Below are 25,823 nucleotides of genomic sequence, written 5' to 3'. Positions count from 1 at the left end.
ATTGCATCTAAATCCGAGTATTTGGTCGTAACTAGCGACACTTGCCATTACTGCATCGGTGTCGATGCAGAGTATGATTGCTAAATGAGGGAAAGGCTGATTTACTTTTTTATTCAATCACATAGTTACTGACATCTTTTCGCCATGGGGTGATGAGGGCTGAGCTGCAATAAATCCCAACGGTTGCCATAGAGATCTTCAAATACGGCAACAGTGCCGTAATCTTGCACTTGTGGCTCGCGAATAAAATGAATGCCTATTGACCGCATATGCTCATAATCACGCCAAAAATCATCGGTATTTAAGAATAAAAACACCCGTCCTCCAGCTTGATTGCCGATAAATGATTCCTGCTCGGGTTTGGAGGCTTTGGCTAATAGTAGGGCGGTACCATGGGAATTAGGCGGCGCAACCACAACCCAGCGTTTATCTTGCTCGGGTTGATAACTGTCTTCAATCAATTCAAATTTGAGTTTATTAACATAAAAATCAATCGCCTCATCGTAGTCTCTTACTACGAGTGCGATATGGACAATAGTCTGTTTCATCTCGGTATCTCGGTTTTTGATCGCGACTACAACCGCTATTGTAATCGCTATCGCAACGGTTAGCGCATTGCCGCGACAGCACAATCAACTCATGGCGAAAGTGAGTGGCTTGAAGTCACTCACTTATTAGCTGCTCATTGTAAAAGCTAAGGGCAAGGTAATCTAAATTGATCTGAGAGTTCATTTAGACGGCTGAGTAACTCAGTGGAGAGGCTGACTTTTAAGCTGTCGATATTCTCTTTCAACTGGTATAAATCTGTGGCGCCAATAATGTTTGAGCCAACAAATTTACGTGAATTAACAAAGGCTAGCGCCATTTGCGCGGGGGATAGATTAAACTCGCGGGCTAAGTCTACGTAGGCCGCTGTGGCATCGAGTGCCATTTGCGAACCAGTATAACGGGCGAAGCGTTTAAACAGGGTTAAGCGCGCGCCTTCGGGCCATTGGTTGTTGCAATATTTGCCGCTCAGGGCGCCAAAGGCTAAGGGCGAGTAGGCCAGTAGTGGTAACTCTTCGCGGTGGCTGATTTCACTCATGCCCACCTCAAAACTGCGGTTGAGCAGGTTATAGGGATTTTGCACTGTGACTATGCGCGGCAGGCCGTGCTTTTCCGCCAGTTGCAGATACTTCATCAGTCCCCAAGGGGTTTCGTTCGACACGCCGATATAGCGCACTTTACCTTGGCGAATGACTTCGGCGAGGGCTTCGAGGGTTTCGAGGATCGGCGTTTGCTGCTCAATCTCTTGCTCGTCGTAAAATAATTCCCCGAAAAAGTTGGTATTGCGATCCGGCCAATGAACTTGATAGAGATCGATAGTATCGATTTGCAGGCGTTCGAGCGAGGCATCAACTGCTTGGTGAATGTTGTTCCAGTCTAGCGCCATATTTTTGCGAATATAGTCACTCTTGCCACCTGGCGCGGCAATCTTAGTGGCGATCACTAGGTCATCACGGTTGCCACGGGCCTTGATATATTGGCCCAAAATGCGTTCGGTTTCGCCTTGGGTTTCCGGCTTTGGCGGCACAGGGTACATTTCCGCAGTATCAATAAAGTTGATGCCACTGCCTATGGCGTAGTCTAGCTGTGCAAAGGCCTCGGCTTGGGTATTTTGTTCGCCCCAAGTCATGGTGCCTAAACAGATTTTGCTCACCTCGAGATTAGAATGCGGTATGCGTCTGTATTCCATCTATTTCTCCTACGGAAACTATCTTAGTTCGAGGCTATCAAGCTTTTGCTGTAAAGCAAAGGTTAATGCGGCGCTAAGAATGTTAGTGGGTTAAAAATAACCAATGCCTTGTGGGGATTTTGCTAGGTTTATTGCGACATATTGTGCACTAACTCGCCACTGACTCTGGGTTTTGTGCCTTTGCCCCGATTCGGGGTCTAAGAGGGGGATTTTTGTCTGTTTTTATATAGTTAAGTTATTTCTAAAACAGTTATGATGTAATTATGAATTATTTGTTATAAAACTACATTTGAAGTTTTTGTTCAGAATCTGACTCGATCTTCATCACAAAATAATGCAATTTTACGTATATTACTTACGAAATTGCGGCGGAATGTGACGCCACTATCGGATTATCTGTTAACAAACATCTACCCTAAATTTATCTAAAAATTTTCATGGTTGATATTTGTGATGGCAGATTTTTCAAACCAAGTTATAACGATCAAAAAAGGCCTCGACTTGCCGATTTCGGGTGAGCCTAGGCCGATCATCGAACCCGGTAATAGGCCATCCCAAGTGGCCCTGTTGGGTGAGGAGTATGTTGGCTTAAAACCGACGATGTTGGTGGAAGTCGGCGATAAGGTCAAAAAAGGCCAACCTTTGTTTGAAGATAAAAAAACAAAGGGCGTGCTGTTTACCGCTCCCGCCAGTGGCGAGATTGTGGCGATTAACCGTGGCGAGCGTCGAGTCTTACAATCCGTGGTGATCCGCTGCAATGGCTTAGACGCCGATGAGCAGATCCGTTTCGATATCCACACCGATTTACAGGCACTTTCTGCCGAGGTGGTTCAGGCGCAATTGGTTAACAGTGGTCTGTGGACTGCGCTGCGTACCCGTCCTTTCTCCCGTGTTCCCGCGTTAGATAGCAAACCCGCAGGTATTTTCGTGACGGCTATGGATACCAATCCACTCGCTGCCGATCCTAGGTTGATTATTGCCGAGCAGCGCGATGCCTTTAAGGCAGGCTTAGCGGTACTGAGTCATTTAACTGAGGGCAAGGTTTACCTTTGCCAAGATAAGGGCGAAGCCTTAGTCGGTACTGATTTACCAAAGGTTGAAGTGCGCCGTTTTGCTGGCGTGCATCCAGCCGGATTAGCCGGAACTCATATTCACTTTACCTTGCCCGTGAGCATTGAGCGTCAGGTATGGCACATCGGCTATCAAGATGTGATCGCTTACGGCAAGCTGTTCCAAACAGGTGAACTCTATACCGACCGCGTGGTGGCTTTAGGTGGTCCAAGTGTGCTTAATCCACGTTTACTGCGCACTCAGTTAGGGGCAGAGCTGAGCGCCTTAGTGGCCGATGAGATTAAACCCGGTAATAACCGTGTGGTGTCAGGCTCAGTGTTATCGGGCCATACCGCCCAAGGCGTACATGACTTTTTAGGCCGCTTCCACAACCAGGTATCGGTTCTCGCCGAAGATGCACAGCACCAAGTATTGCCTTGGGTGCGTGGCGGTTCGGACAAATTCTCTATCACCCGTGCGGTAACCTCCCGTTTATTTGGCCTGACTAAATCCTTCGAATTTACCACCCATCAGGGCGGCTCTCAGCGCGCCATGATGGCCTTTGGTCAGCTCGATCGCGTAATGCCATTAGATATTTTACCCACTCTGCTAGTGCGTGACTTAGTGGTGCGAGATACCGATGAGGCGCAGGCGTTAGGCGCATTGGAGTTAGATGAAGAAGATTTGGCCCTGTGTACCTTTGTGTGCCCTGGCAAGTATGACTTCGGTAAAGAGCTACGTGCTTGTCTAGATGTTATCGAGAGGGAAGGTTAATGACGACACAACCTAAAAAACCTGATTTACAGGACGACTACTACGCCACGGGTAAATCGATGAAGGGCTTTGTGCGCTCATTGGTGATCGCCAGTGGTCGTAGCACTAAGGGACAAGTGCACGTGCGTGACGCCATTGACGTAAAACGTACCATGACCTTAGTGGGCCTTTGTTTATTACCTGCCATTTTATTTGGCTTATATAACGTAGGCTTACAGGCACAGCTCGCACTAGCAAGCGGCTTAACGACGCCAGAAACCTGGAAACTCGCGCTGTTTAACGCTTTAAGCGGTGGCTTAAGTGCCGAGACGGGCGTGATTGGTTTATTCCTCTACGGCTTAAGTTTTTATCTGCCGATTTACTTAACGGCATTGCTGACAGGCCTGTTTTGGGAAGTGGTGTTTGCCAAGGTGCGTCGCCAAGAATTGCACGAAGGCTTCTTCGTCACTGCCTTGTTATTTACGCTGATTTTACCCGTTTCGATTCCGCTTTGGCTGGTGGTAATGGGGATTAGCTTTGGGGTAGTGATTGCCAAAGAGCTGTTTGGTGGTATGGGATATAACTTCCTTAACCCCGCATTAGCTGGCTTGGCCTTTATCTATTTTGCCTATCCATCTGAAGTCACGACCGTTAAGCAACTGGTTGCCGTGGATGGTTTTTCTGGCGCGACAGCCCTAGCGCAAGCCGCTGCCGGTAAGCTGCAATTTGCCGATTACGCTTGGTACAGCGCCTTTAGCGACCCTAACTGGTGGAATAATTTCTTCGGTTTTACCGTGGGCGCGATTGGTGAAACCAGCACGCTCGCTGTGTTGCTCGGTGGTTTATTGCTGCTTATCACCCGTTTAGCCGACTGGCGTATTGTGGTGGGTGTGATGCTGGGCATGATTGCCACTGCAACCTTGTTCAATGTTATTGGTTCAAGCACAAACCAGATGATGGCAATGCCTTGGACATGGCACTTAGTCACGGGCGGCTTTGCTATCGCGATGATGTTTATGGCGACCGATCCTGTCACGACCTCTTATACCCGCCAAGGCAAGTTCGCCTACGGCGCCTTGATTGGTTTTATGACAATCCTTATCCGTGTGGCTAACCCCAAAATGCCAGAAGGCGTGATGTTAGCCATCCTGTTCGCCAACCTGTGGGCACCGCTGTTCGATTATCTGGTGGCCCGTGCCAACATCAAACGGAGAGTAAAACGTCATGGTATTTAAGAAAGATACTGTGGTGGGGACCATGATCTTCACCATTACGCTCTGCCTTTTGTGCTCCTTTATGATCACCGGTACCGCAGGCGTATTAAAAGAACGCAAACTCGCGAAAAAACGCGATGAGTTACAACGTTATGTGTTGATGGCGGCCGATGTCAATTTAGGCCAAGGTAATGAGTTTAGAGAGATTTTTGCTAAATCCGTTAAGCCATTATTGATTAATCTCGACACAGGCAAAGTGGACTCTGATGCCAATGTACTCGACTTTGACGAGCGCATGGCAGCGATTAACCCTGAAACCTCAAGCGCCCCTAAAAAGGATATTGCTAAGATTAAAACCCGTGCTAACGATGCCCGTGTGTTTAAAGTGTTCGATGATAGCGGCAAATTATCCAGCGTGGTCGTGCCTTTCTACGGTAAAGGGCTATGGTCGATGATCTACGGTTACGTGGCCGTTGAGCCTGACTTTAATACTATTAAAGGTATGGTGGTTTACGAGCACGGTGAAACCCCAGGTATCGGTGACTTTGTGACTGACCCACATTGGTTATCCCTGTGGAAGGGTAAACAACTCTTTGATGAAAAAGGCAAGTTTGCGATGCGCCTCGTGAAAGGCGGTGCCAAAGAGGGTGATATCCACGGTGTTGATGCTGTGAGTGGCGCGACCATGACAGGCCGTGGCGTACAGCGCGCAATGGAGTTTTGGTTTGGCGTCGAGGGTTTCCAAACCTTCTTCAACCAATTAAAGGCATCGGCTGAGCAAGGTGAGTTGGGAGGTGCAAAATGAGCAACAGTTTATCCATGCGGGACATGCTAGCAGGCCCTGTATTTGCCAATAACCCAGTGGCGATGCAAGTGCTGGGCGTATGTTCGGCGCTGGCGGTGAGTAACTCCATGCAGACGGCCGTGGTGATGACACTGGCGGTGACCTTCGTACTGGTGTTCTCAAACCTTATCATCTCCGCCATTCGCAACTTTATCCCTAACAGTGTGCGGATCATTGCCCAGATGACGGTCATTGCCTCCTTGGTGATTATCGTCGATATGGTGTTACAGGATGTGGCTTACGAGCTATCTAAGCAACTCTCTGTATTCGTTGGGTTAATCATCACTAACTGTATCATCATGGGCCGCGCAGAAGCCTTTGCGATGAAGTATCCACCTCACTTAGCCGTGGTCGATGCCGTGGGTAACGCGGCGGGTTATGGCTTGGTGCTGATCAGTGTGGCCTTTGTGCGTGAGCTATTAGGCACGGGCAATCTGTTTGGCCATAGCGTGTTGACTACGGTTGAAAACGGCGGCTGGTACTTACCTAACGAGATGTTTAAGTTGCCCCCAAGCGCCTTCTTCCTGATTGGCCTGCTGATCTGGACCATTAACGTAATCCAGCGTAAACGCGGTTAAGGAGCGGATATGGAACACTATATTAATCTGTTTATACAGGCCACTTTCTTAGACAACATGGCGCTGTCGTTCTTCCTCGGTATGTGTACCTTTTTAGCCGTGTCTAAAAAGGTGTCGACCGCTTTCGGCTTAGGCGTTGCGGTTATCGTAGTGATGACCTTAGCCGTGCCCTTAAACCAACTGATCTATGCGAAAGTACTAGCACCGGGCGCTCTGGCTTGGGCGGGGATGCCTGGCATCGATTTAAGCTATCTGCAACTGATCACCTTTATCGGTGTGATTGCAGCCTTAGTGCAAATTTTGGAAATGTTTTTAGATAAATACATTCCAAGCCTGTATGACTCACTTGGGATCTTCTTGCCACTGCTCACCGTAAACTGCGCGATTTTTGCTGGAGTGATCTTTATGGCTAACCGTGATTACAACTTTGCCGAATCGGCGGTGTTTGCCATGGGTTCGGGCACGGGTTGGGCGTTGGCGATTGTGATGCTGGCAGGGCTGCGTGAGCGGATGAAGTTTCATGCGATTCCTGAAGGCTTACAGGGGATTGGTATCACCTTTATTACCACAGGGTTGATGGCACTTGGCTTTATGTCTTTCTCGGGGATCTCGCTGTAACGCGTGGCTGAGAAAGTAAAACCGCATTCTGTTTAGAAAAAGGGTTATCGAATGGAAATGGCAATAGGCATAGGCATGTTCACCTTAGTGGTGTGCCTACTGGTGATAGTAATCCTTATCGCCAAAAAGAAATTAGTGACTACCGGTGAGATCACTATCGGGATTAACGACGACGCCGAGAAAAGCATTAAAGTTGCCGCGGGCGACAAGCTGCTTGGCGCCTTGGCGAGCAAGAATATTTTTATTCCCTCGGCCTGTGGTGGCGGCGGTACTTGCGGCCAGTGCCGAGTGAAAGTCAAATCGGGCGGTGGTGATATTCTGCCAACAGAACAAGGGCATATCACTAAAAAAGAAGCCAAAGAAGGCTGTCGTCTCGCCTGCCAAGTGGCGGTGAAGACCGATATGGAACTTGAGCTAGAAGAAGAAATCTTTGGCGTGAAGAAGTGGCAATGTGAGGTGATCTCAAACGATAACAAGGCCACCTTTATCAAAGAGTTACTGCTAAAACTGCCCGAAGGTGAAGACGTGCGCTTTAAGGCGGGGGGCTATATTCAAATTGAAGCGCCAGCCCATGTGGTGAAGTACGCCGATTTTGATATTCCGGCTAAGTACCGAGACGATTGGGAAAAATACGGTCTCTTCGACTTAGTCTCCACTGTTAATGAAGATGTGCTGCGCGCCTATTCGATGGCGAACTATCCCGATGAAAAGGGCCGCATTATGCTTAACGTGCGGATTGCCACGCCACCATCGGCCAATGTGCCACCGGGTAAGATGTCTTCTTATATCTTTAACCTCAAGGCGGGGGATAAGGTGACTATTTCTGGCCCATTCGGTGAGTTCTTTGTGAAGGATACCGATGCAGAAATGGTATTTATCGGTGGTGGTGCGGGCATGGCACCGATGCGCTCACATATTTTCGATCAGCTAAAGAGTAAAAAGACCAAGCGTAAGATGAGTTTTTGGTACGGTGCCCGTTCGACCCGTGAGGTGTTTTACCAACATGATTTCGATGCATTAGCGGCTGAGAATGACAACTTTGTTTGGCATGTGGCGCTGTCGGAGCCGTTACCAGAGGATAACTGGACGGGTTACACCGGCTTTATTCATAATGTGATTTACGAAAATTACCTTAAACATCATAAGGCACCAGAGGATTGCGAGTACTACATGTGTGGCCCTCCAATCATGAACTCCTCGGTGATCCGTATGCTTGAAAGCTTAGGGGTCGAGCCTGAAAATATCCTGCTCGATGACTTTGGTGATTAAGCGGTAAGTGGAATAGAAAATCGCGTTAGGCACAGCTAGAACAGCGGAGCCTAACGCGATTTTTGTTTATAGGGCTTTTAGTTGGCTTTGATATCTAGCTACTAGCTAAAGGATTTACCGCCATGGCGGCTTAAATAGCTCACCATACGCTGACTCTCAGCGGTATAGCATCCCATGCGAAACTCTCCTTGCCAGTAAGCAATATCGAGCGGACGATACCCCAGCGCATTTGGATGATTCACATCGGCCCCTGCATCCACAAGTAGTTTGAGTATTTCAAAAGACTGTAGCTCACAGGCATGCAACAGTGCCGTCATCCCATTCTCGTCAACGCCTTCAAGATCAGCGCCATTGGCAATAATGCGCTTAACCGCAAGTGTATCCTTGGCTTTAACTGCATGGATGAGTTCAGTGCTCATAGGGATATTTAACCTGATCCTGTGAAGCAAATTTAAAGGAGGTCAATCAGAAACGCCCAAGTGAATAAATACAACTCCTTTCTTGCCCTCGATAGCAAAATCAACCCATTCCATCTCGTACCATTCATCCGTTATTAATGAAACAGCTAAAACCCTTTTGACCTCTACCAGCGCATCAAGTTGATCACTTATCTGTTTGATAAATTCGTCTCTAAAGCTTTTTATGGACATTGAAAAGGCGTTATCGACATCCTTAAGAGAAGTAAAAGCTGAGCCGCAACCGCCCTGTGTTGTAGGTAGGAGATAGGAAAAAAGCCAATCATGAAGTGCTGCATTGATCTCACTACGCCAGTCTATGACTTCACTAAAGCTAACCCTGGCATCCTTATAAAAACCCTTAAGATAATTTTCCGTTGCAATCTCTAATGGTTTTGATGCATCAATTTTAGTGATTTCAAACGTATAGCCGTGATTCGCTTTATTGTTTACATAGGATAGCCCTGTGAGTATCCCGTTTAACGTACCCAATTTATAGTCAAAGTTATCCATTTCAGTTACTACACGCCTTAGCCATTGAAAACGGCAACCAATAATTCTATCTGCCATTTTAAATCAACAACATAATCTGCTTTCGGCTTCCCCTCAAGCGAATAGTGATTGAGATTGCTTTAAAGACGTGGCAAAAGTGGCTGTTAACATTAGTCAATGTGAATAGGCTCGCCATGGCATTGACTCACCGACACGCAGCAAGTCCGTCCTTGGATGCTCGACCGCCCCGTCCATGGGGCGGACGGTCGTCTTGCCCATCACCATGGCTCACCTGTTTAACATCCGTGTCGCCTGTTTATTTTAAAGCAGATATGTTGCTCGTTTTGGGACAAAGCCTTGTTAGATAATTCACCCTTCTTAGCCAGATTCGGATTAGCTCTTCTAATAGCAACGCTTCGTTTGGCTACAAACCAACCAACACTCGATATCTCCAGTCGAAATAGGCATAACAGGGGCATGAACCAGTTTTCTAGAGAAATGATTCATCTTAAAGGAAAAACCGCCCAAAAATAGCTGCAAATGGCGGCCTAGGACGGTTTTTTGGGGGGGCGTGAATCAGTCTGGTGTAGAGTGATTCACGGGCATTATTTAAGACTAAATCATTAGGAGATCTACGGCTAATTCCTTGCTAAGCAATTATTAAAATATCCCTTCAAAAAGAAAAGAGCTTTAGTTATTTCTTCGCCAAAGTAAACAAACTGGTTTCCCTCAATTTCCATTCGTAAACATGAGATATCAAAACCATTAGAGAAGCCTGAAGAAAATGCTCCATTGTGTTTTTCCGTTGATTTTATCTCTGGTATATACCGAGTTATCCCTCGATGTTTACTTCCGTTTGCTACATCTTGCATGTAAGAAAGCGAAATACATTGTGATTTTATATGACAGAGAAAGTCCTTTTGGGTTTTGAACTCTGTGAGTTGCTCACCATATTCTTGATAAATCCATTCGACAACATGCCAGCATAAAATGGCGCAAATAACCGCATTGCCAGATGATAACTGGTCACGGTTGTAGTCTTCGACTCTACGAGATAGTTCGTTTAACAGATCAACAGAAGACTTTATATCAAATGAATAACTCATCTTTATCCTTATGTATAACATTTTAGTGATAATTATGGGGCGCGAGATATTATACTTGTCCCAGTGAAAGAAACGAAAAATTTAAAATATTTCAAGGTGTTCAGCTTAATAATGTCATTGTAACAAGGACTGCAAACGAAATTATAAAACATATTATCTGTGCATAAAATGATATCACTTCAGTTATAGGTGGACCTCTGTGGAAATATTTTGATCTTCCCAGTTTTGTCGTTGATAATTCATCAAAAATTTTCGCTGCTTTTTGTAGGTCATCTAGTGGCCTCTTAACTAAGATAAATTGCAACCATACTCCAAATAAGATTGAAAGTGAGTGGAGTAGTATCGCGAGTTTATAGCCAATATCTAAAGGATTATTTACTTGTTTGAGAGCTAATGTGAAAGTTACGAAACCAACTGAAAGGGTTAAAATTAGACGGGTAAAATTTTCATATTGTCTTTCATGTTCTCTAAATAGAATATCGTGAATTTCTTGGAATGATGTCATCGGCCTTCTTGCCTAATATAAGGATACTAGTTCGCCATATAACAAGTAGGCGAGCGCTATTTACTGCTTCAAGCTTAGCACAGATAAAATAAGTTCCTCTCCTGTAAATCACTCTAGGCATGAGAATTTAACGAGCCACCCATTGTTAAATTTTCTAAAAATTATGGTAAGCGTTACTCGGTTTGCTTTGCATGACGAGCAGACAGCACTAAAGCTACTGGAGTTCACTATCCCCTAGGAGTTGCCGCAGGGCAGTCGAATCAGGGAGAGCGTCTGATGCGATAACATAAGGGACGCTAAATGCCCAAGGGTTTTTCAACTCCGTTAGGGGCGGTTTGGCTGATGTGAAAACGATAGGCAAGGAGGATAGGACGAGCAGTTCTCTTTGGTCGACTCTTTATTAAAAATCAAGGGGGTGAAGCCCCACGACTTTGACTTTGCTTTTAAAAACTCAATCCATACTTTGATTGCTCATCTCAAACGCCGCAACACTATGAAAACTTATGATAAGCTGGCCGCTTTCTAATCAGGCAGTATTTGCTAATTAAGTTAAGGATAACCCATGCGTTTGAGTGTTATCGGCTCCCTGCTATCGGGGTTGTTATTATTCCCAAGTGCCAATAGTGTTGGTGAGTCGTTTGAAACTGCGATTGTGTCGGAAAGCGCGCAAGGCGGTCAGTCAGTTAAGCTTGAAAGCCAAACAGCATCCTCTGTCTCAAAGACTGCGGAGATTAAGAGCTTAATCCAAGCGGCGATAATGGATTCGCCGCAGCCATTTAGTGGCAGTGTCATTCTGCTTGAGCGGGGGAAACCACTGCTTGAATTGCAAAAGGGTGAAGGTATTAGTAAAGATTCGCGCTTTGTGATGGCATCGCTCTCTAAACAAATCACTGCAACCTTGATATTACAGGCGGTCGATGCGGGAAAACTCGATTTAAATCAAACGTTAAATCATTACCTTTTTGGCGATACGAAGGGAGATAACAAGGCATTAAAAGCCGTTGTGGCGGGCACAAATTCAAGTGCAAACGCTTTAAATCCCGGTCGATATGATGAGCGGATTACGCTGCATCAACTGCTGACGCATACATCGGGTGTCGATAAGCTAGGTAAGGCCAATCGATTTGAGCCTGGTCGCCAATTTGAATATTCCAACTTTGGTTATTCACTGCTTGGGCAAGTGCTTGAAAAGGTCAATCACCAATCCTTTGCCGAGCAAGTGGCGCAATTTGCTGCGCGATACCAGCTTAATGGCCTGAGTGCTGAGCAGGGTAGTCTTGAGGTGATTCACACCAAAGTGCCTTCACTCGCCGTTGGTTTACAGGAAAGCGAAGTGATTGCACCTGCTGAGCTGGTAATTGATGAAGCGTTATTGCCCGCTGGTGGATTAATTGCCTCGGCGGCCACTTATGCCGACTTTCAGCAGCAATTACATGCTGGCAAGTTGTTGAGTCCAGAGAGTTATCAAAGGATGACAACGGCGTATACCGAGATCCAATTTTTGTGGCCGAATATGCGTTATGGTTATGGAATAAGGATCAATAAGGACGATGGCATCGTCGAATACAGTCATACGGGTTATTTAACCGGTTATATGTCGATGACGCTGCATTATCCCGAATTTAATTTGGATTTGGTGATGCTGGAAAATCTATCGCTAAATCTTAATGATCGCGCTCGAGTATTTGAACTGCATAATCAGATCCGTCAAATGATCCGTAGCCAGTTGCTGCTTGCTAAAGCTTCTAATGTTTAAGTCTCTGATGTTTAAGCCTTAGCTTTCGCCATTATGTTGGCGAATAGACTGCTAAGTCTGCTGATGCGTGGTTAGGCTTAACCTCGAAAGTATAAAGCCCCTTTAAGTGACGATATAAAAGGGGCTTTATCTTGGGTTGCTAGCTAAGGTGCTAACTGTTACCAAAAGCGCTTTCTTAGCGCAGTTTCGATTTCAATCTCTACTCTAAAGTATTGCAAAATCGTCCAGACGGAATCGACTAAGGCTTCGGTAAGTGCGGGATAATCATCCCCGATAACCTTGTTGATTTCATCAACCATTTCATCGAGATAGTCCTGAACTCCTTCTTCAAATTCGGCTTTTGTCGCTTGATTGCGGAAAAAGCTAAAGTTGTCGAGCTTTTCAATCAATAGTTCAACCTGTTCTTTAACTGAGTTTAACTGTTGAGCCGTGATGCTTGGATCGCTGGCTATCGGCTTAAAGAATTGCTGTACTTTGCTTTTGAGATCGAACAGCGTCGGAATTTGGCTTCTATCCACCGCCGCATCACTGACCTCTAATCTGGCTTTATGAGTATGTGCAGGTTTTGGTGCCTCCATATGGGTTGTGCCACATTCAAGCGTAAGCGATGCGACTTCTGGCTTCGCTACGTTATGGTCGATAACTGTGGGTGCAGCTGGTATTTCACGCCCTAGTTTCTGTAATAGCCGGCGTTGGAAATAACTTTGTGGCTGGGCTTTGCTCAGGGCTTGCTCAAGTTGAGTTTCACTGTAGGGGACAATTTGCAGTAGTACTTCGAAAATCTCTTTGTATTCCTGCTCCATAGTCACACTCAGCGGGCTATAACCTAAGCTGTTACTTACGGTTAAGTCGGCGCCATATTGCTGCAGCAGTCTTAAGATCCGCACCGCTGTTGATTCAAAGCGTGGAAACTCATTCGAGCTGCCGCCCATCACGGCGCAAAGCGCTGGAGTGGTGTCTTCGGCATTGATGGCATTGGGGTTGGCGCCATGCTCTAGTAACACCTCAACGCAGGACTGCGCGCCGTAATAGCAGGCGCACATCAGTGGCGTAAATTGTTCATCTACTGAGAATTCTTCAATTTTGGCTCCGTGGCTTAGTAATAGTTCCACAGTATTACGCCGCATCGGGCCTGTGATTTGGTCCCACCAGTAGGTCGAAATCGCCTTGTGCAGAATAGGCGAATTATCATGGCCGCAATGGGTAAAAATATCCCCGCCTTGATTAATCAGCCATTCAAGTACTTGGGTTCGACAGGCGATGGCCGCAGCGGACACGTAGTTAGTGTTGTAGATATTGGTAAGGCTTAAATCGAGTCCCTTGGTGAGCAGATATTCCATCACTTGGATAAGTGTGGCTTGATCTTCCTTACCCGAACCACGTTGGCAGATAGTCAGCAAGCTTGGTTCATCCACCGCACCAAACTTTTTATTGATATCCATGCCATATTTTATGAAGAGGTCGAGAAACTCCGGCAGAAAGGTTTTCTTCTCGACCATCGGATAAACCAATAGTCGCAAGTTCGACCAAGCTAACATTTCATAGGGTTTACCCGCATTCATAAATACGGAATTTGGATTGGCACCATATTTGAGCAACAGTTCTAGAGCTTGATAGATATAATGCCGTTTATTCACATCGGTAAATTGCGCGTTATCAATAAATTGGTTGAGCACGGGGGAATGGTCGGCGTCAGGCGGTGTCATCCTATAGATGCGATTGATATCGACGGTCGCCTTAATCAATTTTTCGATAATTCTGAGATCAAATTCTGAGGTCAATGCCGCATAGAGCAAACTTTTAGCGTGGGAGTCGGCTTTGAGCTGCGGATAATGATCTAGCAGATATTCAGTGTATTGTTGTGATTTAGCATAGACACAGAGTTCGAGTAAATTGGCGTCATCCCAAAAGCTGCTATCGTTGGCCATAATATAACGGGACTTTTTAAACTCAGGATAGCGTTTTACTAATGGCGCGAAGGCTTCAACTCCCCAAAAGTCGCTGGAAAAAATAATCTCTTCAATCAGGCTTAATTGCCCAATGTCCAAATAAAGATCTTTATTAATGATATGTAAAAAGACATCTTTACTGCGCTCAGCATAAAGGATTTCTAAGGGATGATTTAACTCGCCATTGGTCCAAAAACTCACTGAATGATTGATATCCAATCCCAGTTCAAGCAAGAGGTCGATCATGGCAATACGCTGACTGTCTTGGTAGATATACTGAGGATTTGGATGAAATAAGTAGTTTAACCAGCAGTTATTAAATTGATTTTGATAGTAAACGTTAGCACCAGCCTTGAGGTAGAGCTTTACCAACTCAGGATTATTAAACTCAATTGCTGCGTGCAGGGCACTAAAGCCATTGCATTCAATTTGAGCGCCATTATCCAGCAGATATTGTATCAATTCGAGGTCGGATTCAGGGCTACGAGAAAGCGGGACTAACACATTACAGGGGGAAATATCGGGATCAATAAAATTAATATCACCGCCATTGGCGAGGTACTTATTAATTTTTTGAATTTTCTTGGCTGTAGACAGCTCGTTATTAACACATATTTCCCGCAGGGTGAGATTATTATCACCAAAAATCCAATTTAGCATGGGCTTCCCTTTTAATGCTTTAACAATAATGCAGCAAAATTATTTCAAATAAACATCATTTAACTGAGTGATTTTATGTGTATTTTAATATAGTTAGCCACTAAAACTCTATGCTAATAAGGAGAATTAAAGACTGATTTTAGTTGAATAAGTGATTAACTGTGTTGATTGGCATTGATTGCCGCTTATTATCAGGCAGGATGTTTAGCGAAGAATATAGCGGGGATTTACTCGGTTGGCAGACCATCCGTGGCCTGCTAAATGGAATTATTTAGGTTGCAATGGTAATAACATCGGGATCTCACAGGCATCGTGGCCAGTATTTCCCAGTGGTGCGCTCAGAGGGTAAAAGCCTAAGTGTTCATAGAGCTTGAGTGCTTCTTTTAATATCGCAGTCGTTTCTAAGTAGCAGCTTTGGTAACCCGTTTGACGGGCAAAGTCGAGAGCGAGTAATGCTAAACGTTTAGCTAAGCCTTTACCGCGGATTTCGGGCATAAAGTACATTTTTTGTAGTTCACAAATGCCTGCATTATTGGCAAGTGGGGCAATGCCTGCACCACCAACGACTCTACCTTCATATTCAACAACCCAATATTGAGCACCCGCTTGCGAATAAATCTGACTTAAACAATCTAAGGTCGGGTCGGCCACGCTATAGCCTTTATCTGCGGTCAAACCATATTCGGCAGATACATCGCGGATAACTTGGGCTATGGCGGCATCATCGGTGGCTGAGGCTGCACGAATTATGCAGCCTGACTGTTGTTTGGCTTTATCTATTGCTTGGTTGTACTGCATGAGGGCTTGCTCAATATGGTGAATTTGATCAGAGGTGAGTTGCGCTAAGATTTCTTGAAAAAGCTGATTTTGTTGGCTATTGAGTTTTGCAAGTAACTTTTTACCTGTAGGCGTCAGTTGTACGACAAGGCAACGACTATCCTTAGGGTGCATTTGGCTCTGGGCGAGATGCTTATCGATTAAGTGCTTTATTGCTCGGCTAGCATTGGATTTATCAATACTTAGTTTGCTGGCGAGATCTTTAATGGTTTGCGGTTGATTACCGATCTCAAGCAAAGCATGGGCTTGCACGGGGGAGAGAGGTAAATCACCGACTGCTGCGTTAAGCATGCCTAGATGCCTCACCATATAGCGAGAGAGCTGCCGGAGTTGGCTAGATGAGTCTAAATCATTTGCCATAGTTAAATTAAACGCCTTTACGTTATGCAACGTTGAGCCTGACGAGTATTGCAAGCCGGTGGGCTAGCTAGGCTTATATCGCATAATTTAGTTGCAAGTTACAACTAAATTAGCGGGCCTTGCGTTGTTTTGCAATATTTTATTAACAAATTTATGGGTAAATCTCGGGATTTAAAAACGGCGCCATCGCGAGGATGATCGCTTGGGTATAATTGCTTTCACGAGTAGCGTGGCCGTGGGTGAGCAGGCCTATTGCGCCACCTTTTTGTTTGATATTGACAGTATTAAACAGTCTATCCATCACATGACCCAGCTCTTCACCCGCTTCAAGAGCCTGATAAACCTGCATCGGCAGCGGTAACAGTGCGCCACGGCCAATGCTTAAGCGTTGCTGGTGAGCAATTGCAATATAGGCAAAGGTTGCTGGGCCAAACTCGAAATGGTCGACGCCGCCTTCCATCGCAAAATAATAATCAGCTTCGGTATGTCGTTGGCAATAGTTAACGCGATTCACTGCACCTTGGCGGGTATCGCTATCTGTCATGGGCTGAGCGGGGACGCCAGAAGGTGCGTCCATGCTGAGGGTTTCAATCTGGTATTCAGGAAACAGCAGCTTCATCGCATTGGTCGCAGCATTCACTTTGACGGGGTTTTTCGACCCAACGATTACCTTGATAATATTTTGTTGCATATAAGTTATTTATTTTGATTTTTAAAGTGGACGCTCATATGGATCATTGCTTAAATGGTCGGAGGTGTCTCGCCTATGGGTTTTCTATTCTGCCATATTCATTGCTATGACTCAGTAAAAACAGCTCAGCAAAAGCAAATGTTTGGGAAGCAAATAGCCATAGCAGAGCATCAGGAAGCGACATGCCATTATTGCTCCTTCAGTAAGTTAGCTGATTTAAGCAGTAAAGCGATGTCATTGAAGGAACCAAAATTAAGAGATAATAATAATGAAATTCAACAAACTCATGATCGCGATGGGGATGGCCTGCGGGGTGATGCTCACAGGCTGTAACGATAGCGAAGATAGTACTCCACCAACCGAACCTGAAACCCAACTGCAAACCTTTGCCCCTAATGGCTTACTCAAAGCCAATATCCGACGAACCACCTACGGCGTACCCCATATCCAAGCCGACAATTTAGAAAGCCTAGGTTTTGGTAGCGGTTACGCACAGGCGCAGGACAACCTCTGTGTACTCGCCGATGGTTTTATTAAGGCGAATTCCCAGCGCTCTATGTACTTTGGCCCCCATGCGTCGATAGATTTCACCACAGGGCTACCTACCGCCGAAGATAATGGCAACTTAATCTCCGATTTTGCCTACAAAGCCTTAAAAATCCGTGAGCAAGCCGAAGCTAAGTGGCCGCAGTTTAGTGAACGCTCTCGTGCATTGATCCAAGGTTTTACCGCGGGTTATAACCAGTATCTTGCGGATGTAGAGGCGGGTAAACAAACAGCAGAACCTTTCTGTGGCGGCCAACCTTGGGTAAAACCTATCGTGCCTGAAGATGTGGTCACTTATTTGTTTTCCATTGCATTGTTACCCGGAGCGGCTAACTTCCTCGATTTGATTTTCTACGCTAATCCCGGGGATGCACAGGAATATATGCCACGTATCGTGGGTCCAGCGCCGAGCCAAGAGCAGACCGCGTTTGTCAGCGATATGCAGTCTAAATTGATTGCCCGCGCAGCCCGTATTACCACGCCAGAAACCAATCCTCGGGATTTAGGTTCTAACGGCTGGGGACTCGGTAAAGACAAGACCGAAAATGGCCGCGGTATGGTGCTCGGCAACCCGCATTTCCCGCACACGGGTAACCTGCGTTTCTGGCAATCCCATATCACTATTCCTGGGCATTTAGATATGATGGGCGGCTCGCTGGTGGGGATGCCTGGTCCAATCAATATTGGCTTTAACAAAGACTTAGCTTGGACTCATACCTTCTCTACCGCTGAGCATTTTGTGATGTACAACCTTGAGTTGGTCTCGGGCGATAGATTGCAATATCTGTTTGATGGTAAGCCCATGCCGATCAATAAAGAGACGGTTTCTATCATAGTGAACGCCGGTCCTGCGGGCATGTTAGTGGCTGAAAAGGATATTTACACCACGGCCAAAGGCCCTATGGTTGAGGCGCCACCTACGCTTGCGCCTTTTGGTTGGGATGATGGCAGTGCCTTTATGATCCAAGATGCCAATATGGCGACAATGGATCCTGTCGATCACTGGCTCGCCATGAACTTAGCGACCAATAAAGATGAATTTCAACAAGCCTTTAAAGATTACGACGGGGTTATTTTCAACAACACTATGTATGCCGATAAAGAGGGCAATGCCTTCTATATCGATGACTCGACAGTACCCGGTTTGTCCGAGTCTGCCGTTGTGCTGTTAAAGACTTCGCCCGATATTAAGGCAGCAAAAGAGAAAGCAGGCTTTACTATTTTGCCGGGTAATACTTCCTTGTTTAGCTTTAGTGGCCCAACGCCCTATGAACGTGCGCCTAAGCTGGAGCGTAGTGACTTTGTGCAAAACTCTAATGATTCCTTCTGGTCAACAAACTTGAATGAGCCCCTGACGTACTTCTCGCCTATGTATGGCCCAGAAGCAGGGCAATTATCACTGCGTACCCGTATGGGATTAACGCTAATGCAGGATGCGGCAGGCAGCGATGGTAAGTTCAATCTCCAAGAGTTGGAGGCTGCCGTATTATCAAATCGTAGTTACTTGGCTGAACTGGTCTTGCCGGCATTAATTGCCCAATGTGAGGCACAAGGCAGTACGCCTGTGGTAGTGTCTGCCAGTTTATCAAAAGATCTCACCTCAGCTTGTGCGGCGTTAAAAGCCTGGAATGGTAAGCAAGATAATGACAGCAAAGGCGGCGCCTTACTGCGCGAATTTGCCCATCAGTTTAATCAAAAGACGATGCTGACCAAGAGATTTGATCCCGCGAATGCGGCGACCACTCCGAATACACTGGCTACCGACGGCAGTGCATTAGTGGCGCTTGCCCATGCGGCGCTGAATTTAGAAGCCGCAGGTTTTGCTTTAGATGCACCGCTAGGTGATGTGCAGTTTGTCGAGAAGTCTCTTCCCGATGGTACTGCCAGCGGAGCGCGTTTGCCTTGGCCAGGGAGTCACAACGCTGAGGGTGGTTTTAACGTGTTTTCAACTAGCTTGTCAGGCGACGATACGTTAATTCCACAACATAAATATGCGCCTCTGATGGACGTCGTTACAGGCAAAGCCATGGGTTCTGGCTTAACGGCGAAGGGATATCAAATACGTTATGGTTCAAGTTGGATGATGGCGGTGAGCTTTACCGATGAGGGCCCTGTTGCCCGCGGCATACTCACTTATTCTCAGTCGAGTAATATACTGTCGCCGTCCTTTACCGACCAAAGCAATCTGTATTCCAGCAGTAAGAGTTTCCGTCCTTTACTGTTTAAGGAAGCTGATATTGCGCCAGCCGTAGTCTCAACCACTGAGTTGGTGCTGCAAAAAGCCCAATAATGCTGCGCTAGTCGGGTGGTGATTCATTGGCCCACTTAGGTGGGCCTTTTTATTGGGTGGGCTTTTTATAGGTTGTTCAACGTTACAAAATGTAAAAATTTAACAATGCCGCTAGTGATCTAGTTCAAGTTTTTATAGTGGTTGTTTGAGCTTTGTTGTATTTATCGGTTTTTTGCGACTTAACACGTTTTTGTGGCTTTTATCGACGACAGAGTAATGTCGCCATTTAGGCTTAAGGGTAAATTTACTGTACTTTCTTGGTGATTAATTGTGATCACTTTGATGCACCATTGAAAATTTATTACATAAATTCATAGATCTAGATCTCAATCCCAGCTTTATTTGAAATTCCATTACTTAAAATGGTTTTAGATCAACTTTTGCTTAAGCTTTTTCGCTATCCTTACGCCGAATTTTTTATGCGGTTTCACCGTAAGGTAATTTTACTATGCAAAAAGATGCGATCAGTGTTTTAGAAACACCTCAAAGCACGCAAGAAAGCACAACAAGACGCTTACCTTGGACGCGCCAAGATACTACTTGGATGCTGAGTTTATTTGGTACCGCTGTGGGGGCGGGCATTCTCTTTCTACCTATCAATGCGGGTATGGGTGGTTTTTGGCCCTTAGTCTTGATGGCCATTATCATCGGACCTATGACCTATTTGGCCCACCGTGGTCTTTCACGCTTTGTTTGTTCATCGAGCATTCCTGGCAGTGACATTACCCAAGTGGTTGAAGAACACTTTGGGATTGGCGCGGGCAAGGCGATTACGCTGCTCTATTTTTTAGCGATCTATCCGATTGTGCTGATCTATGGCGTGGGGATCACCAATACTGTTGATAGTTTTATCGTCAACCAATTGGGCATGGCATCACCGCCGCGTTTTCTGCTTTCTGGTATCTTGATTTTCGGCATGATGGCCGTGATGGTAGCCGGTGAGCAATTTATGTTGAAGGTGACTCAACTACTGGTGTATCCGCTGGTAGGGATTTTGGCCTTTATGTCTTTGTATCTTATTCCTGAATGGAAAATGGATGCACTGCAAGTTGTGCCTGAAACCGGCGCCTTTTTAGGCACAGTATGGCTAACCATCCCTGTACTGGTGTTTGCCTTTAACCATTCTCCGGCGATTTCGCAATTTTCGGTTTCCCTTAAGCGCGACCATGGCGGCAATGCTGCACGTAAGGCCGATGTGATCCTGCGTAATACCTCGATGATGTTAGTCGGCTTTGTGATGCTATTTGTGTTCTCCTGCGTGTTGTCATTGTCGCCTGAACAATTGGCCGAAGCGAAGGCAAAGAACCTGCCGATTTTGTCCTATTTAGCAAACGTGCATGATAGCGGTTTTGTCAGTTATTTCGGGCCTTTCATTGCCTTTATCGCGATTGTTTCTTCCTTCTTTGGTCACTATATGGGCGCAACTGAAGGTATGAAGGGCATTATTGTTAAGCAATTACGCTCAAGCAATAAGCAAGTCTGTGACAATAAACTGAACAAGTTTATCCTCGTGTTTATGTTTGCCACCATTTGGGGCGTTGCGATTAAAAACCCAAGTATTCTGGGAATGATTGAGGCACTAGGCGGCCCGGTGATTGCGGCGATTTTGTACTTAATGCCAATGTATGCAGTGTATAAAGTGCCGGCACTAAAAGCTTATCGTCACCGTATCAGCAATGTGTTTGTGGTGATTGCAGGTTTACTGGCGATGACGGCGATTCTATTTGGTCTACTCAGTTAAGACTGAGATACATAAGCGGTTTAAATGAAAGGATCGAGCATTGCTCGATCCTTTTTTATTACTTTTCTTCGTACATTAGATAGTAACTTTGCTTCATCCCTAAGGCTTGGTAGGTTTGCTGGGCTGCGAGGTTTTCCTGCTCGACATATAAACGGAAGCTGGCGGCGCCACCATTGGCCTCGGCCAATTGTTTTACCTCAGCATAGAGCTTGCCATAAATCCCCTGACGGCGATTTTGCGGGCGAATATATACGCTCTGGATCCAGTAGTAATCTTTGGCTCGCCAGTCGCTCCACTCGAAGGTAACCATCAGCGAGCCGACAATTTCGGCATCGATTTCAGCCACCAGGTAAAAGCCTTTTTCGGGATGACTAAGTAGGGTATTGACGCCTTTGATAAGCGTGGTTTCATCTAAGACAAGACCTTCAGTCTCTTGAGCCATTGCCTGATTAAATTGGACTAGGGCGCTAAGATCTTGCACTTTAGCTTTACGGATCAACATTTAACAACTCCTCGGCGGTTAATGGCATTTACCGCTCTTGTGTTTGGGATGACGCTGATGTGTCGGGATGAGTTAGGCATACACTGTAGCACGGAACCCCCCATCAGAACGAGTGAGCACAGATCCCTATTGCCCTTTAATTGCGGCTAAATTTTGTACGACTAAAGTCTAGTCTGCTAGGCTTGAATAAGGTTTTCACTAGCAGAAGTGGCGCGATTATGGGATTCGTTAAATCAACTCGTCGGTTTAAACCAATATTCTTACAACCTTATGATGCTCATAAAGATCTTCAAGTTAACCATGGGATGCACTTTATGCTAACTTTAGTTACCTTTGGCTTATGGGGGCTGGTTTGGTGGTATTTGATCCTCAAATCTCAGGGGGAAAATCAGTCACTCTTTAGCGGTTTCGATGATGACTATTGGAGCTACCTTATCGAGTGCGAGCAGCCGCCTGCATCGTTGTATCGTCAACGTTTTGCTCCGTCAGACAATACGGCGCAATTCGAGGCCTAAGCCATGCTTTAGCTGGATTTTGCCGCGGTTGATATCAACGTGATATAGATCATCCTTAAAGTTTTATTGCTTATGGTAGACTCGGCGGCTGGCTAATTGAAGGTTAGTCCCGCCAAGGATAAGGCTTTGCCCTATCATCATTTCAAATTCAAGGTTATAAACATGTCAAAACAAAGGTCATCAGCCTTAGGCCGGATCTGGTCTGCTTGGATGTCAGTGCCCCTGTGGCTACAAATTTTCGTTGGTATGGTGCTCGGGATTCTGGTGGGGGTCACTTTAGGCGAGCAGGCTTCCTACCTAAAACCTATTGGCACGCTGTTTGTGAATACCATCAAAATGCTGATTGTGCCTTTAGTCTTTTGTTCCTTGATTGTTGGTGTCACCTCAATGGAGGATACCGCCAAAATGGGACGGATTGGTTTTAAATCCTTTGCGTTTTATCTCTGTACGACGGCGATTGCGATAAGCCTAGGCTTAGTGGTGGGCTATGTGATTCAGCCTGGTGCGGGTGTTCCTTTGTTGCAACACGAGGCGGTAAGTACGGCCAAAGAAGTACCCTCGGTGATGCAAACGCTGATTGATATAGTGCCCACCAACCCCGTCGCTGCATTGGCGAGTGGCCAGATCCTACAAGTCATTGTGTTTGCCGTGGCACTTGGGATTGCATTGGTATTGATTGGCGACCATGGCAAACCTGCGATTAAGGTGTTTGAGAGCCTTGCCGAGGCCATGTACAAGTTGACCGATATGGTGATGAAGCTTGCGCCCTATGGTGTGTTTGGTCTAATGGCATGGGTTGCGGGTGAGTATGGCATCGACATGCTATGGCCACTGATTAAAGTCATTATTGCCGTTTATATTGGCTGTATTATCCATGTGTTAGGTTTCTACAGCATAGTGCTGCGCCTATTTGCCAAGCTTAATCCGTTGCATTTTTTTAAGGGGATCAGCAATGCGATGGCGGTGGCATTTACCACCTCAAGTTCGGCAGGCACTTTACCTGCAAGTATGAAATGTGCGAGCGAATATCTTGGGGTAAACAAGAAGATCTCCAGTTTTGTATTGCCCTTAGGCACCACCATCAATATGGATGGTACAGCCCTATACCAAGGCGTGACCGCGCTATTTGTGGCGCAGGCCTTTGGGATTGATTTAACTTGGGTCGACTATCTAACGATTATTTTAACCGCGACGTTAGCCTCAATCGGCACCGCGGGGGTACCGGGCGCAGGCTTAGTGATGTTGACTCTAGTGCTCTCGACTGTGGGCTTACCCTTAGAAGGTGTAGCCTTGATTGCGGGGATTGACCGCATTTTGGATATGGCGCGAACTGTTGTGAACGTCTCTGGTGACTTAGTGGCGACGACCGTAATTGCCAAATCAGAAGATGAGCTTGACGTTGAGCATTACAATGCTGATATGGTGCAAAGCGCCGTGATTGCAGAGCAAAATGCCGCAAACGAAAGTGCTGCGACTAAGAGTTAATCGATCGAGTTAAGATTTGATTCGAATAAAAAACCGCCAATTGGCGGTTTTTTATTATCGATACACTTTTATTTCAGTTGGGTTAACACTAGAACAGGTTTATCGTCGCTGCTGAGTAATGTCAGACGTCCTTGCACTAATTTGGCCTTAGCGACCAGTGGTAGTGCTTGCATGACTTTATGCTCTTGCTGCATCAATGAATCGACACAGGCTTTCATGGTGCTACCACCAGGGATGATTTTCAGCTCCTGTCCTTGCTGGTTATATTGGCCAAAAAAGTTATTGCAGCTGTTATTGCCTGAAAGCTTACCTTCAGCATCGAAGGTGATTTGAGCTGGGCTGTAATCAACAGTCGGTTGTCCTTGGACTGCTTCAATATGCCAGCTTCCCTGTAATGACACTGTGTCTTGATGGGCGACGTCAGTACTCTGACAAGCCGTTAAGCCAAAAAGTAATGCGCTTAATAGAAATGTTTGTTTTAACATTGTCTCAGTTCCTTTTTCCGTATTCATGACCATAGTGTACAAGTTTAGCGGGAGATAAAAAGAGGTTTATATGACAGATACCATTAAAAGCACTATGAATTTATTGAAGTTTTTACATTGGTTAGGTGTTTTGATGTTAGTTTGTGGACTTGGGATCTATATGTTGACCCAATGGAGTCTAGAAATCAGTGGGATGTTATTGATCGCAAGCTTAATTGGCTTAGGCTTAGTGTTGATGTCACCTTATCCTGTGGTGTTATTTATCCAATGGGCGAAGCGTCAGGATGAGTTGCCAAAATAATAGCGTTTGCGACTTTTACAACTCGGCCGAGTCTGCAGCGGGGTTGTTATAAAGCTCGGCATTGATCCCTTTTGCCTGATTACTGCTCGATTGTGTTGGCTCTTGCAACATAGATTTTAGTTTACAGCGAGCATCTTCCATCATGGGCGCTAACTTGGCCGTCGATTCGGGGGTAAAAAAGCTGTAACTGGCATCGAGCTTGAGATGGTGATTTTGCTGCTCTAATTGTTTTTCGACCCGCTTCATAATGTGCAATATATCGCGCTCACTATCGACAAAGGCTAACACCACAAACTGGGTTGCGCTGAAATGGGCGGCCACATCGGCGGTGCGAATGGTATCTTGGACTAAATTGCCCAGCAGCCTGTGGTGTTTCTCTTCTAAGCGTTTTTCCGGCGAGTCAGCTTCAATCAATTCGAAGAAAAGAATCCCCGCATGGGCACCAAAGCGTCGTCCAAGATTGAGTTGCCTAGGAGCCATCATCATAAAGCCGTAATGGTTGAGCATGCCGGTCTCTTGATCGCGCATTGATAGCGATTCGATTCTATGGTTTTGACATAACAGGGATAATTCCTGCTGAAGCAGGATTTGGAAAGGTTCAAGCATGGCGCTGTTGCTTAAAGGATCGGCCATATGGGGATTTAACACGCATAGTGAACCAAATTGACTGCCATCTGGCCATGCAATGGGGCGGGACAGAATGTATTGAATTCCGTCAAAATCTCTTGGAAGTTCATCGAGCATAAAGCGGCTTAAATTGAGATAATCTCCGTCTATGTTGCTATTTTTTAATGCTTCAAAGAGCGGGAAGTTATTTGGAAAAAGCGTGCCAGAAGTAAAAAGCGGCGTTTCGCTGACGGAACTGACGATCACTTCAAAACCCGATTGCGTTATCTGTAATACAAACACGTGGGTAGCGCTGTAGTAACTTTTTATTAATTCGCATTGTTGCATCCAACGACCTAAATTGACTTGAAGTAGATCGTTGTCAAGCACACTGATTTGGGGATTGATAGTCTCTGGCAGCATAAAATGGCGAGTAAATGACCTACAATTCAATAAGTGTGGGAAACAATAGCGTTATTA

The 25,823-nt window shown here is 45.8% G+C and carries 25 protein-coding genes; 13 read left to right on the top strand and 12 right to left on the bottom strand.

Annotation, left to right across the window (positions count from 1 at the left end; translation table 11 throughout):
* Nucleotides 1-125: 125 nt before the first annotated feature.
* Together IEY09_RS03505 and IEY09_RS03500 are read right to left on the bottom strand one after the other, a co-directional pair.
* Nucleotides 126-548, bottom strand: a complete 423-nt coding sequence (locus IEY09_RS03505) for a VOC family protein (RefSeq protein ID WP_037429007.1) — start codon at nt 546-548, stop codon at nt 126-128.
* 146 nt (nt 549-694) lie between these two features.
* Entirely contained in the window at nt 695-1,735 is a 1,041-nt protein-coding gene (locus tag IEY09_RS03500) for an NADP(H)-dependent aldo-keto reductase (protein WP_099456951.1), read from the bottom strand.
* Nucleotides 1,736-2,188: 453 nt separating this feature from the next.
* Here IEY09_RS03500 and IEY09_RS03495 point away from each other — a divergent pair, with 453 nt between their 5' ends.
* From IEY09_RS03495 to nqrF, 6 genes are read left to right on the top strand one after another with little or no spacing between them, the layout of a single operon-like run.
* On the top strand, nt 2,189-3,559 hold the full coding sequence (locus IEY09_RS03495; protein ID WP_037429002.1) for a Na(+)-translocating NADH-quinone reductase subunit A: 1,371 nt from the start codon (nt 2,189-2,191) through the stop codon (nt 3,557-3,559).
* The gene (locus IEY09_RS03490) at nt 3,559-4,773 is read left to right on the top strand and encodes an NADH:ubiquinone reductase (Na(+)-transporting) subunit B (RefSeq protein ID WP_037429001.1); all 1,215 of its coding nucleotides are present in this window, start codon (nt 3,559-3,561) and stop codon (nt 4,771-4,773) included. The genes IEY09_RS03495 and IEY09_RS03490 overlap by 1 nt, the downstream gene beginning before the upstream one ends.
* Nucleotides 4,763-5,557: a Na(+)-translocating NADH-quinone reductase subunit C gene (locus tag IEY09_RS03485; RefSeq protein ID WP_188869858.1), complete on the top strand. Its 795-nt coding sequence runs from the start codon at nt 4,763-4,765 to the stop codon at nt 5,555-5,557. The genes IEY09_RS03490 and IEY09_RS03485 overlap by 11 nt, the downstream gene beginning before the upstream one ends.
* Nucleotides 5,554-6,174, top strand: a complete 621-nt coding sequence (locus tag IEY09_RS03480) for an NADH:ubiquinone reductase (Na(+)-transporting) subunit D (RefSeq protein WP_011621547.1) — start codon at nt 5,554-5,556, stop codon at nt 6,172-6,174. The genes IEY09_RS03485 and IEY09_RS03480 overlap by 4 nt, the downstream gene beginning before the upstream one ends.
* A 9-nt stretch (nt 6,175-6,183) precedes the next feature.
* On the top strand, nt 6,184-6,792 hold the full coding sequence (nqrE, locus tag IEY09_RS03475; protein ID WP_011071187.1) for an NADH:ubiquinone reductase (Na(+)-transporting) subunit E: 609 nt from the start codon (nt 6,184-6,186) through the stop codon (nt 6,790-6,792).
* Nucleotides 6,793-6,843: 51 nt separating this feature from the next.
* On the top strand, nt 6,844-8,061 hold the full coding sequence (gene nqrF, locus IEY09_RS03470; protein WP_037414599.1) for an NADH:ubiquinone reductase (Na(+)-transporting) subunit F: 1,218 nt from the start codon (nt 6,844-6,846) through the stop codon (nt 8,059-8,061).
* A 101-nt stretch (nt 8,062-8,162) separates the two neighbouring features.
* On the opposite strand, the gene IEY09_RS03465 is transcribed toward nqrF, so the two are convergent.
* The 4 genes from IEY09_RS03465 to IEY09_RS03450 form a co-directional block, all read right to left on the bottom strand.
* Complete coding sequence (locus IEY09_RS03465) at nt 8,163-8,480, bottom strand: ankyrin repeat domain-containing protein (RefSeq protein ID WP_144374817.1); 318 nt, start codon at nt 8,478-8,480, stop codon at nt 8,163-8,165.
* Between the two features lie 42 nt (nt 8,481-8,522).
* Nucleotides 8,523-9,086, bottom strand: a complete 564-nt coding sequence (locus IEY09_RS03460) for a hypothetical protein (RefSeq protein WP_188869856.1) — start codon at nt 9,084-9,086, stop codon at nt 8,523-8,525.
* 560 nt (nt 9,087-9,646) lie between these two features.
* The gene (locus IEY09_RS03455) at nt 9,647-10,114 is read right to left on the bottom strand and encodes a hypothetical protein (RefSeq protein ID WP_172587363.1); all 468 of its coding nucleotides are present in this window, start codon (nt 10,112-10,114) and stop codon (nt 9,647-9,649) included.
* A gap of 100 nt (nt 10,115-10,214) precedes the next feature.
* Complete coding sequence (locus tag IEY09_RS03450) at nt 10,215-10,619, bottom strand: hypothetical protein (RefSeq protein ID WP_172587364.1); 405 nt, start codon at nt 10,617-10,619, stop codon at nt 10,215-10,217.
* Between the two features lie 562 nt (nt 10,620-11,181).
* Between IEY09_RS03450 and IEY09_RS03445 the strand changes: the two genes are divergently transcribed.
* Entirely contained in the window at nt 11,182-12,375 is a 1,194-nt protein-coding gene (locus IEY09_RS03445) for a serine hydrolase domain-containing protein (RefSeq protein WP_188869854.1), read from the top strand.
* Between the two features lie 158 nt (nt 12,376-12,533).
* Here IEY09_RS03445 and IEY09_RS03440 read toward each other — a convergent pair whose 3' ends face one another.
* From IEY09_RS03440 to yjjX, 3 genes are all read right to left on the bottom strand, one after another.
* On the bottom strand, nt 12,534-14,984 hold the full coding sequence (locus tag IEY09_RS03440) for an ankyrin repeat domain-containing protein (protein WP_188869852.1): 2,451 nt from the start codon (nt 14,982-14,984) through the stop codon (nt 12,534-12,536).
* Nucleotides 14,985-15,251: 267 nt separating this feature from the next.
* Nucleotides 15,252-16,181: a bifunctional helix-turn-helix transcriptional regulator/GNAT family N-acetyltransferase gene (locus IEY09_RS03435; RefSeq protein WP_037414613.1), complete on the bottom strand. Its 930-nt coding sequence runs from the start codon at nt 16,179-16,181 to the stop codon at nt 15,252-15,254.
* Nucleotides 16,182-16,332: 151 nt separating this feature from the next.
* Nucleotides 16,333-16,872 carry an inosine/xanthosine triphosphatase gene (gene yjjX, locus IEY09_RS03430; RefSeq protein WP_055647393.1) on the bottom strand — a complete coding sequence of 180 codons (540 nt, stop codon included), beginning with the start codon at nt 16,870-16,872 and terminating at the stop codon, nt 16,333-16,335.
* 75 nt (nt 16,873-16,947) lie between these two features.
* Here yjjX and IEY09_RS03425 point away from each other — a divergent pair, with 75 nt between their 5' ends.
* The 3 genes from IEY09_RS03425 (at nt 16,948) to IEY09_RS03415 (ending at nt 21,449) form a co-directional block, all read left to right on the top strand.
* Nucleotides 16,948-17,205, top strand: a complete 258-nt coding sequence (locus IEY09_RS03425; RefSeq protein ID WP_186295901.1) for a hypothetical protein — start codon at nt 16,948-16,950, stop codon at nt 17,203-17,205.
* Entirely contained in the window at nt 17,141-19,708 is a 2,568-nt protein-coding gene (locus IEY09_RS03420) for an acylase (protein ID WP_188869849.1), read from the top strand. The genes IEY09_RS03425 and IEY09_RS03420 overlap by 65 nt, the downstream gene beginning before the upstream one ends.
* A gap of 448 nt (nt 19,709-20,156) precedes the next feature.
* Complete coding sequence (locus IEY09_RS03415; protein WP_037414617.1) at nt 20,157-21,449, top strand: SLC5/6 family protein; 1,293 nt, start codon at nt 20,157-20,159, stop codon at nt 21,447-21,449.
* Nucleotides 21,450-21,507: 58 nt separating this feature from the next.
* Here IEY09_RS03415 and IEY09_RS03410 read toward each other — a convergent pair whose 3' ends face one another.
* On the bottom strand, nt 21,508-21,951 hold the full coding sequence (locus IEY09_RS03410; RefSeq protein WP_188869847.1) for a GNAT family N-acetyltransferase: 444 nt from the start codon (nt 21,949-21,951) through the stop codon (nt 21,508-21,510).
* 218 nt (nt 21,952-22,169) lie between these two features.
* Here IEY09_RS03410 and IEY09_RS03405 point away from each other — a divergent pair, with 218 nt between their 5' ends.
* Together IEY09_RS03405 and IEY09_RS03400 are read left to right on the top strand one after the other, a co-directional pair.
* Entirely contained in the window at nt 22,170-22,466 is a 297-nt protein-coding gene (locus tag IEY09_RS03405; protein WP_037414621.1) for a DUF4234 domain-containing protein, read from the top strand.
* A 162-nt stretch (nt 22,467-22,628) separates the two neighbouring features.
* The gene (locus IEY09_RS03400; RefSeq protein WP_037414623.1) at nt 22,629-23,951 is read left to right on the top strand and encodes a dicarboxylate/amino acid:cation symporter; all 1,323 of its coding nucleotides are present in this window, start codon (nt 22,629-22,631) and stop codon (nt 23,949-23,951) included.
* Between the two features lie 68 nt (nt 23,952-24,019).
* Here the strand turns inward: IEY09_RS03400 and IEY09_RS03395 are convergent, their stop codons facing one another.
* Nucleotides 24,020-24,436 carry an META domain-containing protein gene (locus tag IEY09_RS03395; protein WP_047539874.1) on the bottom strand — a complete coding sequence of 139 codons (417 nt, stop codon included), beginning with the start codon at nt 24,434-24,436 and terminating at the stop codon, nt 24,020-24,022.
* A gap of 70 nt (nt 24,437-24,506) precedes the next feature.
* Between IEY09_RS03395 and IEY09_RS03390 the strand changes: the two genes are divergently transcribed.
* The gene (locus tag IEY09_RS03390; protein WP_188869845.1) at nt 24,507-24,737 is read left to right on the top strand and encodes a hypothetical protein; all 231 of its coding nucleotides are present in this window, start codon (nt 24,507-24,509) and stop codon (nt 24,735-24,737) included.
* A gap of 15 nt (nt 24,738-24,752) precedes the next feature.
* Here IEY09_RS03390 and IEY09_RS03385 read toward each other — a convergent pair whose 3' ends face one another.
* Nucleotides 24,753-25,766: a GGDEF domain-containing protein gene (locus IEY09_RS03385; protein ID WP_188869843.1), complete on the bottom strand. Its 1,014-nt coding sequence runs from the start codon at nt 25,764-25,766 to the stop codon at nt 24,753-24,755.
* Nucleotides 25,767-25,823 lie beyond the last annotated feature (57 nt).

The sequence above is a fragment of the Shewanella xiamenensis genome (genome assembly GCF_014647135.1).
GTDB classification, from domain to species: Bacteria; Pseudomonadota; Gammaproteobacteria; order Enterobacterales; family Shewanellaceae; genus Shewanella; species Shewanella xiamenensis.
Note: the sequence above shows the minus strand (reverse complement) of the source record. Positions and strands in the feature narration are given on the sequence as shown.

Coding starts and splice junctions, on each gene's coding strand:
- IEY09_RS03460 (WP_188869856.1), bottom strand. CDS start 9,086: ATGGCAGATAGAATTATTGGTTGCCGTTTTCAATGGCTAAGGCGTGTA.
- IEY09_RS03400 (WP_037414623.1), top strand. CDS start 22,629: ATGTCAAAACAAAGGTCATCAGCCTTAGGCCGGATCTGGTCTGCTTGG.
- IEY09_RS03485 (WP_188869858.1), top strand. CDS start 4,763: ATGGTATTTAAGAAAGATACTGTGGTGGGGACCATGATCTTCACCATT.
- IEY09_RS03390 (WP_188869845.1), top strand. CDS start 24,507: ATGACAGATACCATTAAAAGCACTATGAATTTATTGAAGTTTTTACAT.
- IEY09_RS03490 (WP_037429001.1), top strand. CDS start 3,559: ATGACGACACAACCTAAAAAACCTGATTTACAGGACGACTACTACGCC.
- IEY09_RS03480 (WP_011621547.1), top strand. CDS start 5,554: ATGAGCAACAGTTTATCCATGCGGGACATGCTAGCAGGCCCTGTATTT.
- IEY09_RS03505 (WP_037429007.1), bottom strand. CDS start 548: ATGAAACAGACTATTGTCCATATCGCACTCGTAGTAAGAGACTACGAT.
- IEY09_RS03500 (WP_099456951.1), bottom strand. CDS start 1,735: ATGGAATACAGACGCATACCGCATTCTAATCTCGAGGTGAGCAAAATC.
- IEY09_RS03385 (WP_188869843.1), bottom strand. CDS start 25,766: ATGCTGCCAGAGACTATCAATCCCCAAATCAGTGTGCTTGACAACGAT.
- IEY09_RS03450 (WP_172587364.1), bottom strand. CDS start 10,619: ATGACATCATTCCAAGAAATTCACGATATTCTATTTAGAGAACATGAA.
- IEY09_RS03440 (WP_188869852.1), bottom strand. CDS start 14,984: ATGCTAAATTGGATTTTTGGTGATAATAATCTCACCCTGCGGGAAATA.
- IEY09_RS03405 (WP_037414621.1), top strand. CDS start 22,170: ATGGGATTCGTTAAATCAACTCGTCGGTTTAAACCAATATTCTTACAA.
- IEY09_RS03445 (WP_188869854.1), top strand. CDS start 11,182: ATGCGTTTGAGTGTTATCGGCTCCCTGCTATCGGGGTTGTTATTATTC.
- IEY09_RS03435 (WP_037414613.1), bottom strand. CDS start 16,181: ATGGCAAATGATTTAGACTCATCTAGCCAACTCCGGCAGCTCTCTCGC.
- IEY09_RS03495 (WP_037429002.1), top strand. CDS start 2,189: ATGGCAGATTTTTCAAACCAAGTTATAACGATCAAAAAAGGCCTCGAC.
- yjjX (WP_055647393.1), bottom strand. CDS start 16,872: ATGCAACAAAATATTATCAAGGTAATCGTTGGGTCGAAAAACCCCGTC.
- IEY09_RS03425 (WP_186295901.1), top strand. CDS start 16,948: ATGGGTTTTCTATTCTGCCATATTCATTGCTATGACTCAGTAAAAACA.
- IEY09_RS03455 (WP_172587363.1), bottom strand. CDS start 10,114: ATGAGTTATTCATTTGATATAAAGTCTTCTGTTGATCTGTTAAACGAA.
- IEY09_RS03420 (WP_188869849.1), top strand. CDS start 17,141: ATGAAATTCAACAAACTCATGATCGCGATGGGGATGGCCTGCGGGGTG.
- nqrF (WP_037414599.1), top strand. CDS start 6,844: ATGGAAATGGCAATAGGCATAGGCATGTTCACCTTAGTGGTGTGCCTA.
- IEY09_RS03410 (WP_188869847.1), bottom strand. CDS start 21,951: ATGTTGATCCGTAAAGCTAAAGTGCAAGATCTTAGCGCCCTAGTCCAA.
- IEY09_RS03395 (WP_047539874.1), bottom strand. CDS start 24,436: ATGTTAAAACAAACATTTCTATTAAGCGCATTACTTTTTGGCTTAACG.
- IEY09_RS03465 (WP_144374817.1), bottom strand. CDS start 8,480: ATGAGCACTGAACTCATCCATGCAGTTAAAGCCAAGGATACACTTGCG.
- nqrE (WP_011071187.1), top strand. CDS start 6,184: ATGGAACACTATATTAATCTGTTTATACAGGCCACTTTCTTAGACAAC.
- IEY09_RS03415 (WP_037414617.1), top strand. CDS start 20,157: ATGCAAAAAGATGCGATCAGTGTTTTAGAAACACCTCAAAGCACGCAA.